This is a genomic window from Olivibacter sp. EAT-5, assembly GCF_044784325.1.
Taxonomy (GTDB): Bacteria; Bacteroidota; Bacteroidia; order Sphingobacteriales; family Sphingobacteriaceae; genus Olivibacter; species Olivibacter oleidegradans.
In genome coordinates this window covers 796,615-813,062 of the sequence record NZ_CP173028.1, presented here as the reverse complement: position 1 = coordinate 813,062, position 16,448 = coordinate 796,615, and the positions used below count along the sequence as shown (strand labels likewise).

The window sequence follows — 16,448 nt, the reverse complement described above, 5'->3', positions numbered from 1 at the left end:
TTGAGTAGGGAAATAGTTATGTGGTGATGAGTGTTGCCTGCCTGCCGGTAGGCAGGAATTATGAGTGATGAATCTCTTTTCTACTTATCCTGATACCTACGTCTTGATACCTGATACTTACTTACCTGCCTGCCGACAGGCAGGTGTCCTAATACTTGATACTAACTTGTTCTCACAAAAGTGCCCCATAACCAGAAACCAATAACGAACAACCAATAACCAATAACGAACAACCAATAACCAATAACGAATAACCGATAACCAATATCCACGATAGCTAATATAGCAGAACATAATGCTAATAATCCTGAATGTTTAACTTTGGATAGCATTTATGTTTGTAAGTATGTACAGCAGAAAAAGCCTTTTAACCATTATTGCAACATGTCTGTTTGGAGTAAACAGCATCGCTCAGGATTTCGATGATGCGCCGAAACCCTATGGTGCATTACCCACTAAACGCCAGCTCGCATGGCATGAAACGGAGATGTATTGTCTCATCCATTTTACGCCAACCACCTTTCAAGATAAAGAGTGGGGTTACGGAGATGCTGATCCGGCTATTTTTAATCCAAAAAAATTCAGTGCTGAGCAAATTGTTGCGGCCGCAAAGGCAGGTGGATTTAAGGGCATAATCTCTGTCGCTAAGCACCACGATGGCTTTGCCTTATGGCCCACGAAAACAGCGGCATATAATATTAGCGAGAGCCCTTGGCGAGCGGGTAAAGGTGATATGGTGAAAGAGTTTCAACTAGCAGCTCAAAAACTGGGGATGAAGTTTGGTGTTTATTGTTCGCCCTGGGATCGAAACAACCCTGCTTATGGCACGCCCGAATATGTTAGTATTTATCGAAACCAGCTGAAAGAGCTCTATAGCAATTATGGTGAACTTTTTATGAGTTGGCATGATGGCGCCAATGGGGGAGATGGTTATTACGGCGGCAAAAAAGAAAAGCGAAAAGTTGACCAATCGACTTACTACGATTGGATGAACACGTGGAAAATAACGCGAGCAATGCAACCCAACGCAAATATTTTTAGCGATATCGGTCTGGATGTACGCTGGGTAGGGAATGAAAAGGGAGTTGCTTCGGAAACTAGCTGGTCGACCATAACGCTTGTAGGTAAAGAAGGTAAGGCACCGATGCCAGGTTACATGGATGACAGCAATTTGGGAACGGGAACAAGAAATGGTGAAAGCTGGATACCTACGGAGTGCGATGTGCCTTTGCGACCGGGCTGGTTTTATCACGCTTCACAAGACGATCAGGTGAAGACTCCTGCCATGTTGTTCGACTTATACTGTAAAAGTGTTGGAAGAGGTGGCGCTTTTGACTTGGGGCTTTCGCCGAACACGGATGGTCTCTTGCATGAAAACGATGTGAAGGTATTAAAAGAATTTGGTGCATTATTAAAGAAAGTTTTTGATAAAAATTTAATCAAAGGGGCTCGCTTGAAGGCTTCTAATGTACGGAATGCGAATGATCAACACTATGGGCCGCAGCGCCTAACGGATGAAGATCGATATAGCTATTGGGCTACGGATGATGACGTTCACCAAGCTGATCTCGAAATCGAACTGCTAAAACCGCAAACATTTAATATCATTCGATTACGCGAAAACATAAAATTAGGCCAACGAATTGATAGCGTTTTGGTGGATAAATGGAAAGATGGCGCTTGGGTGCGTGCGGCTAACGCAACAAGCATAGGAGCTAATCGTATTATTCGCATGCCCGAATCGATTTCAACAAGTAAATTGCGACTAAAAGTATATGCTCCCGTTAGTATTGCTTTGAGTGATGTCGGACTCTTCGCCGAACCAAGAGCGCTTAAAGGACCGGAGCATGGTGAACGTAAGGGCTTGGAAAAGGCCAACTGGGCAAGCGAATCGAGTGCAGCTGAAAAAGCCTTTGACAATGATGATCAAACTTTTTTCCTGACGGATAAGAATGCAATCGTAATTGACTTAGGCTCCAAACAGAATATATCTGCATTTGGTTACCTGCCACGGCAAGATGGGAAATCCATCGGTACAGTTGAAAAATATGAATACTATGTTAGTGATAATGGAAAAGATTGGAGATTGGCTGTGACCGGTGAGTTTTCTAATGTCAAAGCAAACCCCATTTTACAATATACCGCTTTGGTGGAAAAAGTGACTGGCCGATATGTCAAATTGCTTGCTAAACAGTCTGTATTCGACAATGATAAACCGGCATTCAGTATTGCGGAGCTAGAGGTGTATGGTAGGGAAAGTAAAAAGTAAAAAGTAAAAATTCAAAAATAAAAAGTAAAAACCCCGGAGGGCTCATTGATGCCTTAGAAAGACAAACAAGATATCAATAATTCAAAAGTTAAAAGTCAAAATAATAAAACCCTACCTCCCTTAGCGATGGCCCGCCTTCCGTAGGAATGGTAAATAGTCAAAAACCAGAAAAGTCTTTAACTGTAAGACCAAAGGGTTCCTTTTTATTTCAGCGCTTTTCCGGTCAGACCAGTAAGGACTTACATAAGAGCGTCTCTGCGAGCTGAAGCTAGGGCTGAGTCTTGAGCGAAGCAGTCACATAAATAAATTAAAAATTTACCTCTCTAGAGGATGCGTGACATCTCTCGGGATGGTAAAAAGCCAGACGATCAACAACAAAAAACTAATAACTAATAACCAACAACAAATAAATATGCTAAAACAATTTATTACACTGCTGATCACTTTTTTTTGTTTGAGCAGTGTCTTTTCTCAGGAGCGAAATTACGCGCTTATCCCAAAGCCTCAGTCTATTCAATCTGGAGTGGGTGTCTTTAAACTGGATAACCAAACGACATTAGTAGCAAAGGATGAAGCGACTCGGAAAACCTTTAACCTGTTCAACGAAATGCTATCGAACCGCTACCAGCTACGTCTGCCAGTCGTTTCAGAGCCTAGTGGCAAATATATTTTGATAGAGAACAGTCAGACGGAAGCGGAAGCTTATCAGTTGAATGTTACTGAAAATTCAATAAAGATCAAAGGCGATAACAGCGGTATGTTTTATGGGCTTCAAACCATTTTACAGTTAATTGAACAACATAATGGTGGTTTACAGATTCCGGCGGTAACGATTTCAGATAAGCCTGAATTTGGTTATAGAGGGGTAATGATTGATGTCGCCCGACATTTCTTCTCATTGGACGAAATGAAGAAAATCGTCGATTTAATGGCTTATTTTAAATTTAATAGATTACACTGGCATTTGACGGACGATCAGGGGTGGCGTTTAGAGATCAAAAAATATCCGAAGCTGACCCAAATTTCAGCGTGGCGCGATTCCAGCATCATTGGTCAGTATGGTGATTTCAAGCCCTTTATTTATGATGGTATAAAACATGGCGGATATTACACGCAGGAAGAGGCACGGAATTTGGTTGAGTACGCTGCTGATCGTAAAATCACGGTGATTCCGGAAATAGAGCTGCCAGGGCACAGTACGGCCGTCCTGGCGGCTTACCCTGAATTTGGTTGCAAGGATACGACTTATCAAGTGCCAGGCTTTTGGGGAGTACATCCTAATATTTTCTGCCCAAAAGAAGAAACATTCAAATTTTTGGAAGATGTGTTCACTGAAGTAATGGATATTTTCCCTAGTCAATACATCCATGTTGGAGGCGATGAAGTGCCAAAAGAACATTGGGAGCAATCTGCCTTTGCACAAAAGCTAATCAAGAAAAATAAGTTGAAAGATGAACACGGCTTACAAAGTTACTTTATTACCCGGATCGAGAAATTTTTGAATCAACACAATAGACGTTTAGTAGGCTGGGATGAGATATTAGAGGGAGGACTAGCGCCGAATGCAACGGTTATGAGCTGGCGAGGTGAAGAGGGTGGAATTGCCGCCGCTAAAATGAACCATGATGTCATTATGACGCCGAATAGCCATCTCTATATAGACCATTATCAGGCGAAGGACATTAGCACAGAGCCTTTAGCTATCGGAGGTTTTTTGCCCTTGGAACGCGTGTATAGCTACCATCCTCGCCCTGAATCCTTGAACGCCCAAGAGCAAAAGCATATTTTAGGCGTACAAGCTAATCTTTGGACAGAGTATATTGGTACCAATAATAAGCTGGAATATATGCTCTTTCCGCGTGCGTTAGCGCTAGCTGAAATTGCATGGACAGCGAAGGAAAAGCAAAACTTTGACGATTTTTCTACTAACAGATTACCGATTCGTTTACAGGAATTAGAGAAATTAAAGGTTTTTTTCCGTATTCCGGAAGCCAAGATAAGCTTTGGTACGAATTCGGCAACAGGAAGGAAAACAGCGGAGATTATTCCTTTTATTGCAAATAGCACTATTTATTACACGTTTGATAACCATAAAGCCGATCAAACCGGAAATATCTATAGCGGACCTATCGATTTGCCTAAGACCGGTAAAAAGGAAAAACCGGTTAACTTGAACTATATAATTGTAACACCTACTGGCAGAGTAAGTAATATGTTCAGTGTCCCTTATAGCGAATAAATTATTTAATTTTTAGCTGAAGCCACATTCTGCAATGCGAATGTGGCTTTTGTTTTATAAGGTTCCCATACTGCTTCACAAATTTAAAGTATAGCGCTATTTTTGTAAATACTTCAATGTGAATAAGTTCGTTTGGAATCTTCAACATAGATTAGTAAGTTTGGTTATCCGTTATATGCTATTTCCAAAAAGCAAAGGAAACGATTGTTGAACCAATTATACCGAAACGCTATGTTAAGAGAAATCGATTTAATTCGCATATTGATGTCCTATCACCCCGAATGGGAAAAGAATCCGGAAGCATTTTTGGAACTCACCATTCTAATTTCTTCCATTGACTGCCGATGCCTGGAGTCGGGAGAGGTGGATTTTGAGCAGATTATGGGCCCCAAATTGGATAACGTAGCAAAAGTTTTGATGTCAATTACCAATGTACAGCTGTCTCCTTATAAAGACTTTGCTGATTTAAAGAAGAATGGACATCCTACCACCTTTTTAAGTGAATGCCTGGTAGAGGTGTTGGAGAAAGTACATGGCGAGGTTCCGGCAACCGTAGGTCCTGACGCAAGAAATGAAGGGGAGGTCTTTTGCCTCGAGGATCATTTTCATGATAGAGAGTCCGAAAAATTATTTTTGAAGCTCTGGCCTTATATCTCGCCAATTGAAGACTAAGGAGATGTGAAAAAAAGCGAACTGCTAAAAAGGTCGTATCAAATTTTTACTTCGAGGGCGGTCTCTTTTTTTATTTCCTTTAGTACGAAGCTGCTATTTACATTTGCGACGTTTGGAATGCCGGATAGATGTTTCATTACGAATAAATGGTAGTCCTCTACATCTTTTACGGCAATTTTTAGCAAATAATCGTGATTGCCGGCAATGCACATGATTTCCAAAACCTCGCTGAATTGATTAACCGCCTCTTCGAAATTCTTAAGGGTTTCCAGCGATTGCTGTTTAAGGGTCACCGTACAGATGACTAAAAGATGTTTCCCTAATTTTTCTCGATTGACAAGCACCACATAACGCTCAATGTAACCGTCTTTTCGCAAGCGCTTTATGCGCTCAAAAGTGGGAGAAACACTTAAACCGATCTCCGCCGCAATTTCTTTGACACCTAAAGATGCATCCCGTTGTAAAATGTTCAAAATACGAGCATCCATCTTATCTATTCTATCAGTCATAGCTTTTTACTGATTTCAATGCTGCAAAGTTAGATAAAAAGTATTTAATTCTGATGATCGATTTATTTTCCGTTTTATTTTCTGATATGAAAATAAAGTTAGATTATAATTTTTTATAGTGATAGTTTTGCAAAATATTAAAACAACATGGGTTTGCAAGCTATCGATCAAGAAAGACTGACAAATTATATGCAAAGGGCAGAAGAGCGCGCAGCATATTTTCTGGGATATCCCATTGCCCGCGATTTTGATTATTCAGACTTATATCCCTTACTGAAACTTCCTTTAAATAATATAGGCGATCCATTGGTAGAATCTACCTATGATCTTAATTCACGTTCGTTGGAACAGGAAGTGTTAGCTTTCTTTGCTGATCTGTTCAGAGCACCCGCCGACAACTGGTGGGGCTATGTAACAAATGGCGGTTCTGAAGGGAATTTATATGGGTTGTATGTGGCGCGCGAACTTTATCCAAATGGAATCGTTTATTATTCGGAAGCGACCCATTATAGCGTTCAAAAAAATATTCAGCTCCTTAATTTGCGAAGTATTGTCATCCGAACCGATGAGCGGGGAGAGATGGATTATAGCGATTTGGCGCAAATGCTACACATGCATCGAGATCAGCCTGCTATTATTTTTGCCAATATCGGTACAACGATGACAGAGGCCAAAGATGACCTAGTGGAAATAAAAAGTCGACTACGAATGGCGGCAATTAAAAATTATTATATCCATTGCGATGCCGCTTTAGCCGGGGTATACAGTGCGTTATTAAATTTAAAGCCGGGTTTTGACTTCGGTTATGGAGCCGATAGTTTGGCCATCAGTGGGCATAAGTTTATTGGCTCCCCCATTCCTTGTGGACTAGTATTGGTAAAAAGGAATTATAAAGAACGGATTGGAAAGGCCATACCTTATATTGGAACGGTGGATACAACCATCACGGGGAGCAGAAATGGTCATAGTCCCGTCTTTTTATGGTATGCTATAAAGAAACTGGGACGCGAGGGACTTCAACGAAGGGCAGCGGAAAGTCTTACGATGGCAACCTATCTGGAAAGCCAACTATTGGACCGGGGAATCCAAGCTTGGCGAAACCCTTCGGCTATTACAGTCGTTTTTCCGGAACCTTCGAAACACCTGCGTCAAAAATGGCAATTAGCAACTGAAAATGGGTGCAGCCATGTTGTCTGCATGCCGGGCGTGGAAAAAACGCAATTAGACGAATTTTTAAAGGATATGCAGGAAGACGCTCGAGTTAGTAGGGAAATGGTTGAGTCGTTAAGTAGTTAAGTGTTTGAGACGTTGAGTAGGGGATTAGTTTGGTAGTTAAGTAGTATTGCCCTTAGGAGCGTTTCTGCTCACAACTGACAACAAATCACCAATAACTAATAACTAATAACTAACAACGAATAACTAACAACCAACAACCAATAACGAATTGAGAAGATATGTGTTTGGTAAGGTCGCCTACAATTTTCTGAGGCGGCCTTTTTTATTGATACCTATTGGGAGCATCGGGGTGCTCTTTTAAGTAACGACGGGCGGCTGCATCATAATTCGATAGCCATTCCTTTAAGGACATCTTCTCTGCTAAATTTCCATAGGGTACTTGATAAACATCGCCGCTTCCCGTTGCGTAAAACAATAGATCTGGATTGTCTACCCTGTGATAAGAGCCATTGGCGTCGTAGCGGAAAGCATTGATCACATAATAAGGGAAGCTTTTGCTCGGTTTTTCCACAATCTCAAAATGAAGATTTTTTTCCTTTTCCGTTAAGCGGTTGTAATAATTTGCAAAATAAGCTTTGCTGATGAGGGCTTGACTATCTAATTTCTTTATTAATTTAGCTTCAAATGGATTGTAGCTAAATTGATAGGGCAGATAAACACGATCTATCGCTTGGTCTTGTTCAGATGATTTTTCGGGCAGGGCCTGTAAGATTCGACCTTTTTTGTCTATATAAAAGGTGCTGGCATTCGACATGTCTAAGCGAGGGTGCTCGGTATCTTGGCTATAGTCAATAGTGCAACCGTTGCAAGCTCGAGCGATACCGTATTCGAAAGGGCTAACCCAATCCCATTGCGCCTTAATTATTTTTTCGCCATAGCGGTTGACAAAACCTATTTTGTTATTTTCGACGTAGCGAGAAAGCCCCTCCTCTAGATAATCAGGGCCGTTGTCGAATAGGTAAGGAGCGTATAGTACTTTTCCATTTCTATCATAAGCCAAACCATAAGGCTTCGGATCTTTCAAGTGATGGGAACGTTTTGGAACCAGCATGATAATGCTATCCTGAATAGGCAAGCTAAAATCATCATATGCAATGGGAAGAAAGTAATGCATGGCGGGAATGATGATGTTGCCTTGACTATCCTTAACGCCTAGTAAGCTATCAGGTGAGAGAAAGTAGAATATTTTTCTTTGCTCTTGCGCCGAACTCACGCTGCACAGCATGGTGCAAATGAGAACGAGTATACTCGTGTATTTCATAAGAGTGAAGCTAAGCATTTAAATAAATTCAGGCTAATTTTTAGTTTCAAATTTACCTTTTTCGAATTAAAATACCGGTTTTCAGGGGCTGATTTAATCCTTTTTCCAAAAGAGAAAGTAAAATCGAGTTTAACAAAAAAATGTAACAATTAAGTGGCGATTAAACTATAAAAGCAAGATTCTGTCTTACTTTATACTAAAACAAACAGAACATTAATTTTTCTGGATAGAGCCTCGGGTAGGCAATGAAGGGCATGTCTAAATGAGTCGGCAAATCCGACGATTTATGACATCCCTTTTTATCCAAACCAATTTATGATAAATGCGTCAGATACATTTAAGAGTCGTTATTTGCCTTATTTTTTGCTTTTCATTCTTTTCCGGCTTTTCCCAACATAAGATTATCGGTACTGTCGTAGATAGTGCTGATGGTATCGGGCTGCAGGGCGCCCGTATCAGTTTGTTGAACACCGGAGACTCCATAATCAAGCAAGCAGTTGCGCAAGTGAACGGTCGTTTTGTAATAGATCAACTGCCGAGCGCTGACTATACTCTTTTATTAACCTATATCGGCTATAAACAAAGCAAGCGAAGGATAAAAATAGCGGATCGAGACTTGGAATTAAAGTTTCCATTGACAACTAGTTTTACGATGCTTGATGCGGTTAATATTACGGTCGCTCCTCCACCTGTGTTGGTAAAGGGGGATACCACCGAATTTAGTGCCGCCGCTTATAAAACGGAAGCTTACGCTGACGCCGATGCACTAGTTGCCCAGATCCCGGGTGTAGAAATTGACGCGGATGGAAAAATTAAAGCACAAGGTGAAGATGTACAGAAAATAATTGTAGATGGAAAAGAATTTTTCAGCTCCGATCCGGCCGTAGCTTTAAAAACGCTTCCTGCTGATGTAATTGATAAAATACAATTGATTGATGAAAAGAGCGAACAATCAAAGCTAACCGGCTTCGACGATGGGAACAGACGTAAAATCATTAATATTGTCACGAAACCGGAGAAACGGCGTGGCTATTTCGGGCGTATGGCGGGAGCTATCGGTAACCAGGAGCGCTATAATACAGGCGGTTTTCTAAACGCTTTTAAGGGCGACCGCCGAATTAGTGGAAATATTCTTTCCAACAATATCAATCAGGGAAGTTTTTCGAGCAATGAGCTTGTTGGAGCGAGCAGTAGGGGAGGTCGGGGAGGCGACGGTGGTAGCGGTGGAGGGATTGGCCCCAATCATCGAATTGCTTTAAATTACAATAATACGTGGTGGAAGGAGGTGGAGTTTAATGCAGATTATCATTTTAATACGTCCGATAAAGATTTAATTCGAACAGCGAATCGGGAGGTACTTATGGCAGATGAGGCCAACCAGTTTAATATATCTTCGCAACAAACCAATCGAACTAATCAAGGGCATGCCGCTAGCATACGAGTAGTATACAAGCGTGATTCAACGCAACGTTTAACCGTTAATCCACGTATCAATTTCAATAGTGGGAAAACAACGAATACCAACCATACGCGTACACAGGACATTTTACAACAGTTGATCAATACGTCCGATAGGGAAAACAGAGGAAATAACCATGCGTTTACCTTGGGAGGTAGTATTGACTATGGTTTGCGCTTAAGTAGTGAAGGCCGATCGGTTTCTGCGCATCTGGAGAATAACTACAACCGAAACACGAACGAAGCCTTTGCCCTTTCTTATAATACGTTCTATGATAGCGGTACGATGAGCCGATCCGATACAGTCAATAATCGAAATGATAGTCGTTCTAACAGCACGCTTTGGAATGCGCGACTTACTTATACGGAGCCTTTCGGAGCGCATGCCCGACTGATGGGAAATGCGAGTTACCGTAGTAATAATAGCTATTCCGATCGAAGAATGTATGACTTTTTATTGGAAACGGGTCAGTACAGTGAGTTGAATCGGGAACTCTCTAATGAATTCAGGAACGATTATAAATTTTACGGGGCAGGGCTCAACTACCAATATTCTTCGGAAAGTTTTCTAGTTGATTTGGGGATCGACTATCAACAGGCGAAAATGGCAAATGACCGGATTTTTCCGGAGGTAACGAGCGCGTCTCATCAATTCGTTAACTATTTGCCGAATGCAAACCTCATGTATCGATTTTCACGTGATCGACGTGTACGCTTCAACTACAATACATCCACGAATCCGCCAAATGTTTTGCAATTGCAAGATGTAGTGAATAACCAGAACCCTTTGAATATTACAGGGGGCAATCCCAACCTAAAGCAAGAGTTCAGACATGCCTTCTCCTTGCACTATAATAGTGTTAATAGAGAGTCGGGAGCTAACTTTTCAGTTGGTGTGAATGGTGAACTTACCAATAATCGCATTGTCAATTCGACGATTATAGCAGCGATAGATACCTTTATATTGGACAATGTGTTGTTGGGCAAGGGGGCGCAATTTACCCGTCCGGTTAATGTAAATGGGTATTATAGTGTGCGTGCCAATAGCTCTTTTGGTATTCCTATTGAAGCCTTGAAAATTAACTTGAATGCTAATACGACCGTGCATCATAATCGGGATGTAGGTATATTGAATGAACTGGTCACACATACGAATACCTTTGGTATTAATCAACGTATCGGTATTAACAGTAATATTAGCCGTAAGATTATTTTTAGTCTTTCTTATAGCGGGAATTATAATATGGTTCGGAATAACAGTAACCGCGATCTAAGCAATAATTCATACAATCAGCAGATACGAAATGATATTACTTATATTTTCTGGAAGGGATTGCGCGTAGCTTCCAGTTTAAACTATCGCTACAATACCGGCCTTGCTGCCGGCTATGACCAAAGTTTTCTTCTATGGAATGCCTCCATCGGTAAAAAGTTATTTAAAAAGGAACAAGCAGAGATAACGCTTACTGCCTTTGACCTGCTTAACAGTAATACGCAGATTACCCGAAATATTACGGAACGCTATATTGAGGATTCTCAGTCGAATATATTGCAACAATATTTCCTATTAAGCTTCACTTACAACTTACGCCAATTTGGTGGAGGTGGCGGTGGACGTGGCATGCGACTTACGCGGTAATGGTTGGTTTGCTAGTAGGTAAAAAATAGTTAAATTGTTGCTTGTTTAAGTAATAAGCTACTTAACAACTCGATTATTCAACAGCTCAACTATAAACGAATATGACAAACCGATTTTTAACCTGGCTTGCGTTTTTAGCCCTAACATTTCCAAGTTATGCGCAGCAACGATGCCCGATTATCCCTGCACCACTAAAGGCAGATCTTGAAGCAGGTATATTTAGCTTGGATGTGAATACGCCGCTATGGGTGGAGGACCCTGCATTAGAGAAGGTGGCTTCTTATCTGCAACATGAGTTGCTACGTCTGAAGTTTTTACCCTTGGCCCGGAGCAGCAAAAAAATGTCGTGCACTGCCGGCATTCATTTAAGATTAGCAGAAAAGAAAAATATGGCAGAGGAGGCTTATCGTTTGAGGATAACAGAACGGAACATTGTTGTTGAGGCTAACTCGGTGGCCGGAGCCTTTAATGGCGCATCCAGCTTGGTTCAATTAATTAGTGGCATTGATATTAGCAATAACAAGTTGTCAATCCCCGCTTGGCAAATTGAGGATGAACCTGCATATCCCTGGCGTGGATTGATGTTGGATGAATCACGTTTCTTTATCGGAAAGGAAAAGGTAATGGATTTAATCGATTGGATGGCCTTTTATAAATTAAATAAGCTGCATTGGCATCTGACGGATGAACCTGCTTGGCGACTGGAAATCAAAAAATATCCCAAACTGGCGCTGATCGGAGGGATTGGTGATCACAATAATCCGCTGAAACCGGCGGCTTATTATACGCAGAGAGAGATTGCCGAAGTGATTGACTATGCCGCTAAGCGGAATATTTCAATTATTCCTGAAATTGATATGCCAGGCCATGCTACAGCCGCTAATCGAGCTTATCCATACTATAGTGGGGGTGGAAGTCAACAGCACCCTGATTTTACCTTTGATCCGGGAAAGGAAGAGACCTACACTTTTTTGTCAAATATTTTAAGGGAAACCAATGCCGTGTTTTCTTCCGGCATGTTACACCTTGGTGGTGATGAGGTGAGCTTTGGATCGGACAAGTGGATGGAAAATGAGGGGATAAAAAAGGTAATGAAGAAACATCATTTACAGGGATTGAAGGATGTGGAGCGTTACTTTATGGAGCGGATGGCCGATTCCGTATACCAACTGGATGCGAAGCTGCTGGTATGGGATGAAATGGCGGACATTAATTTGCCAAAGGATAGCACTATTATATGTTGGTGGCGCCATGATAAGCCGGAACAATTGCAAAAGTCACTCGATAAGGGTTATCAAACAATTCTCTGCCCACGGTTGCCCTATTATTTTGACTTTGTCCAAGACAGCAGCCATCGTGCCGGCAGGAAATGGGGAGAATTATACAGTCCCCTCGAAAACGTCTATAAGTTTTCCGTGGACAGCTTGGTTCGAAATACAGAACAAAGGAAACTGGTTCTGGGTATACAGGCGAACCTCTGGACGGAAACGGTTACCAATTTAAACCGCGTTGATTATTTGCTGTTTCCACGACTGGCGGGTCTGGCAGAAGCAGCTTGGAGCCATAAGAGCGTGAAAGACTATGCATCTTTTAAGGAACGCTTAAAACAACACTTGCTGCTATATAGGAAGCAGAATCTTTATTTCTACAATCCCTTCCAGCCAAATGATATTCCCGAACCCGTTTACTTTAAAAAAGATCGGAAGGATTTAAATGCAGAGGAGAATTAATAATTAGTGAAAAATAGTTGAATAGTAATAATAGTTAAGTAGTTGTTTGTTCAATGACTTAACTACTTAACAATTCAACTACTCAACAAAGTAACAAATGAAAAAACTAACCTATCTAACCTTATTCCTTTGCCTTGGGCTATACCAGCCCTTAATGGCCCAATTTCCAGGTGCGGTTGAAAAAAGATCGTCGATAACGCTAGAACACGGTGCCCATCGTTTGGGGAAGCGGACGGATGCACAGATGGAAACTTGGAGAAATTATGGTTTAGGCCAATTTATTCACTGGGGCCTTTATGCCATTCCGGGAGGGCATTGGAATGGGAAATATTACGCAGGTGCTGCCGAGTGGATACGCTCTTGGAAAGATATGCCCAAAGATGCCTATGATAATCTCTATAAAGAGTTTAACCCCCAAAATTTCAATGCAAAAGCTTGGGCTAAACAGGCTAAAGATATGGGAGCACGTTATGTGATTATTACTACCAAGCATCACGACGGATTCTGTATATGGCCAAGTCAATATACCGATTATACGATCGCTAACTCACCTTACAAAAAAGATGCGCTGAAGGAAATTGTGGAGGCTTATGAGTCTATAGGAATCGACGTATACCTCTATTTCTCCATTATAGACTGGAATCATAAAGGATACCGTTCTGCCATTCCTGAAACAGGGGAAGAAAAGCGGGCATACGAGGACTTTAAAAAATTTACCGCCAATCAGCTCAAAGAATTACTACGCAATTATCCTAGTACGAAAGGCTTATGGTTTGATGGAACGTGGGATAAGGCTTGGATAGAACAAACGGCTTTTGCCGATAGCCTGGAAGCTGAACTAAGGGAAATGCGCCCTGGCTTGATCATTGGGAGCCGTTTTCGAGCAGATGAATTTGGTCGGAGGCATTTCGATAGTAACGGCGATTTGATGGGTGATTACGAACAAGGGTGGGAACGCAAATTGCCGAATACCATCGAAGATGTACATGGCAATGATTGGGATTGTGTCATGACGATACCGGAGAATCAATGGGGTTATCATTCGGAATGGCGTGGTCACGTAAAGACTAGCGTAGAGCTTATTGAAATGATGGCCAAGTCGGTGGCTTTAGACGGAAACTTTGTACTTAACTTCGGACCGGATGGACAAGGAGCGATCCGTCCTGAAGAAACCAAATTAGCGAAGGAAATTGGCGAGTGGATGAAAGTGAATCATGAAGCTATCTACGATTGCGGCTACGCTGGCTTGGAGAAGCAAGATTGGGGATATATCACTAAACATAGAAAAACAGGCAAGTATTATCTGATTGTTTTCAATATACCGGTATCCGGTGCCTTGCGAATCAAGTTGGCTCCGGGCTCAGATATAGCGAGCCTCTATGACCTGGCTGAACCGAACAGGAACTATTCTCCCGAAGAAATTCACCGAAGTAAAGCGGATGGTAACGAGTTTTTTATTCACCTGAAACACAAGCCTAGTCAACCGATGGTGATTGTATTAGAAAGCACAGATAAAGAGCAGGCAAGTTCTGTATTATATGAAAAAGCAAAAACATAGTTGCTATCATGTGCGGTTTCCAAATAGGTAGAACTTCAACTCGTTACAATTTCTTGTCATAGGTTAATTTTTTTGAACAATGGGATGTCGACCTTTGTATCATAAGATAATAGAAAGGACAAAGACATGGACAATCAAATAAGAGGCATACACCATATCACAGCAATTGCAGGTGATGCTAAAAAGAATTATGATTTTTACACACGTGTGCTAGGTTTGCGATTAGTGAAAAAAACGGTGAATTTCGACGATCCGGAGACCTATCATTTTTACTATGGCGATGAAGTTGGTACACCCGGTACTATTTTGACTTTTTTCCCTTGGGGCGGGATTTCAGCAGGTAGACGAGGAACACGCCAGGTTACCGAAATCGGCTATTCCGTGCCTGCGGAAAGCTTGGATTTTTGGATGAAGCGATTCGAAGCTAATAATGTAACTTATAATAAAGTGGCAGAAAAATTTGGTGAGCAGTATCTCACTTTTTTAGATCCCGATGGACTTAAATTTGAGCTAACGGTTCCAAAGAATGAAGATACGCGCAAACCATGGACAACCAGTGAAGTAGGCGAATTAGTAGCTACAAGGGGATTCCATCATATCACTATTACCACCAATAAGGCAGAAGCAACAGCAAGGGTGTTGACTGACATTTTGGGTTATCGCTTGACAGAGCAGCACGTTAACCGTTTTCGCTTTATTACCGATCATGCAGCACAGGCCAATTTAGTTGATTTGGTTGAAGCGCCGGGTGAAAGTGCCGGCCATGTAGCAGGCGGCTCGGTACATCATGTTGCGTTCAGGGTAGAAAATGAAGAGGTGTTAATGTATTATCGCCAAAAAGTGTTGGAAGCTGGTTTACAGATTACGGAAAAGATAGATAGAAACTATTTCTATTCACTTTACTTCCGGGAGCCAGGGGGAGTACTTTTCGAAATTGCAACGGACAATCCGGGTTTTGCAACGGATGAAACGGTGGAAGATCTAGGTAAAGGATTAAAACTGCCGCCGCAATACGAAGCTTATCGGGAACAATTGGAAAAAGTGCTTCCTTCTTTGGGATAAGCGGAGAAAGGCGTTGGGTTTAGGGTATAAGGTGTACGCTTTAAGCTCCTGCAACCGCCGCTGCCCGTGCTACGGCTAAAAATTCATAACTCATCGTTCAACACTCATCATTTAATAACATGTACACACACGATAAACAATTTATAAAAGCGGGAAAACCGTTCAATGAAACGGATAAGGCTATCCTTATGATTCACGGACGCGGAGGGAGTGCGGCCGATATTATATCACTTCAGCGTTTTTTGAAGATTGATGATATGGCTATCTTCGCACCGCAAGCTACTAACAATAGCTGGTATCCTTACAGTTTCATGGCACCTGAGCAGGATAATCAGCCTGCACTTGATTCGGCAATAGCCATTATTGGAGAGGTTGTAGAAGAACTCAAAGTGAATGGTGTTTTAGAAGAGCAGATCTATTTTCTGGGTTTCTCGCAAGGTGCCTGTCTAACGCTTGAGTATACGGCAAGGAATGCAAAGAAATATGGTGGTATTATTGCTTTTACAGGTGGATTGATTGGACAACAATTAATTAATCAGCGTTATCAAGGCAATTTTCAAGGTACACCTATTCTATTAACTAGTAGTGATCCGGATGTGCATGTGCCCGTTGCACGTGTGACAGATACAGCGAAGGTCTTGGAAGATCTTGGTGGACATGTTACCTTGCAATTCTTTAAAAACAAAGCACATAGCATCTCGAGGGAAGAGCTGGACTTAGCTAATAAGCTTCTCTAAACTCCCTTTCTCCATTGGGTACAAATAAGCGGGAAATGAGGGGTTATCTATTTCAAGATAGCTCCCTCATTTACTTGT

General features: G+C 41.6%; 11 protein-coding genes. 9 read left to right on the top strand and 2 right to left on the bottom strand.

Going from position 1 to position 16,448, the window contains the following annotated elements:
• Positions 1–346: 346 nt before the first annotated feature.
• The 3 genes from ACH11B_RS03280 to ACH11B_RS03270 all read left to right on the top strand — a co-directional run bounded on the left by ACH11B_RS03280 (position 347) and on the right by ACH11B_RS03270 (position 5,180).
• Positions 347–2,269 (top strand): alpha-L-fucosidase, encoded by a 1,923-nt coding sequence (locus tag ACH11B_RS03280; RefSeq protein WP_242627385.1) that lies wholly within the window; start codon positions 347–349, stop codon positions 2,267–2,269.
• Between the two features lie 412 nt (positions 2,270–2,681).
• Positions 2,682–4,508: a beta-N-acetylhexosaminidase gene (locus ACH11B_RS03275; RefSeq protein ID WP_377611640.1), complete on the top strand. Its 1,827-nt coding sequence runs from the start codon at positions 2,682–2,684 to the stop codon at positions 4,506–4,508.
• A gap of 231 nt (positions 4,509–4,739) precedes the next feature.
• Positions 4,740–5,180, top strand: coding sequence for a hypothetical protein (locus ACH11B_RS03270; protein ID WP_013663958.1), 441 nt, complete (start codon positions 4,740–4,742; stop codon positions 5,178–5,180).
• Between the two features lie 38 nt (positions 5,181–5,218).
• Here the strand turns inward: ACH11B_RS03270 and ACH11B_RS03265 are convergent, their stop codons facing one another.
• Positions 5,219–5,689, bottom strand: a complete 471-nt coding sequence (locus ACH11B_RS03265) for an Lrp/AsnC family transcriptional regulator (protein ID WP_013663957.1) — start codon at positions 5,687–5,689, stop codon at positions 5,219–5,221.
• Positions 5,690–5,836: 147 nt separating this feature from the next.
• Between ACH11B_RS03265 and ACH11B_RS03260 the strand changes: the two genes are divergently transcribed.
• Positions 5,837–6,985, top strand: a complete 1,149-nt coding sequence (locus ACH11B_RS03260; protein ID WP_377611638.1) for a histidine decarboxylase — start codon at positions 5,837–5,839, stop codon at positions 6,983–6,985.
• Between the two features lie 202 nt (positions 6,986–7,187).
• Here the strand turns inward: ACH11B_RS03260 and ACH11B_RS03255 are convergent, their stop codons facing one another.
• Positions 7,188–8,186, bottom strand: coding sequence for a WG repeat-containing protein (locus ACH11B_RS03255; protein WP_377611636.1), 999 nt, complete (start codon positions 8,184–8,186; stop codon positions 7,188–7,190).
• A 322-nt stretch (positions 8,187–8,508) separates the two neighbouring features.
• Here ACH11B_RS03255 and ACH11B_RS03250 point away from each other — a divergent pair, with 322 nt between their 5' ends.
• The 5 genes from ACH11B_RS03250 to ACH11B_RS03230 all read left to right on the top strand — a co-directional run bounded on the left by ACH11B_RS03250 (position 8,509) and on the right by ACH11B_RS03230 (position 16,370).
• Complete coding sequence (locus tag ACH11B_RS03250; protein ID WP_377611634.1) at positions 8,509–11,283, top strand: TonB-dependent receptor; 2,775 nt, start codon at positions 8,509–8,511, stop codon at positions 11,281–11,283.
• A gap of 101 nt (positions 11,284–11,384) precedes the next feature.
• Positions 11,385–13,013 (top strand): beta-N-acetylhexosaminidase, encoded by a 1,629-nt coding sequence (locus ACH11B_RS03245; protein WP_130858102.1) that lies wholly within the window; start codon positions 11,385–11,387, stop codon positions 13,011–13,013.
• Positions 13,014–13,110: 97 nt separating this feature from the next.
• A complete protein-coding gene (locus ACH11B_RS03240) occupies positions 13,111–14,571 on the top strand; it encodes an alpha-L-fucosidase (protein WP_130858101.1) in 1,461 nt (486 codons plus the stop codon).
• Between the two features lie 126 nt (positions 14,572–14,697).
• Complete coding sequence (locus ACH11B_RS03235; protein WP_149104979.1) at positions 14,698–15,633, top strand: ring-cleaving dioxygenase; 936 nt, start codon at positions 14,698–14,700, stop codon at positions 15,631–15,633.
• A 119-nt stretch (positions 15,634–15,752) separates the two neighbouring features.
• Positions 15,753–16,370: an alpha/beta hydrolase gene (locus tag ACH11B_RS03230; RefSeq protein ID WP_013663951.1), complete on the top strand. Its 618-nt coding sequence runs from the start codon at positions 15,753–15,755 to the stop codon at positions 16,368–16,370.
• Positions 16,371–16,448 lie beyond the last annotated feature (78 nt).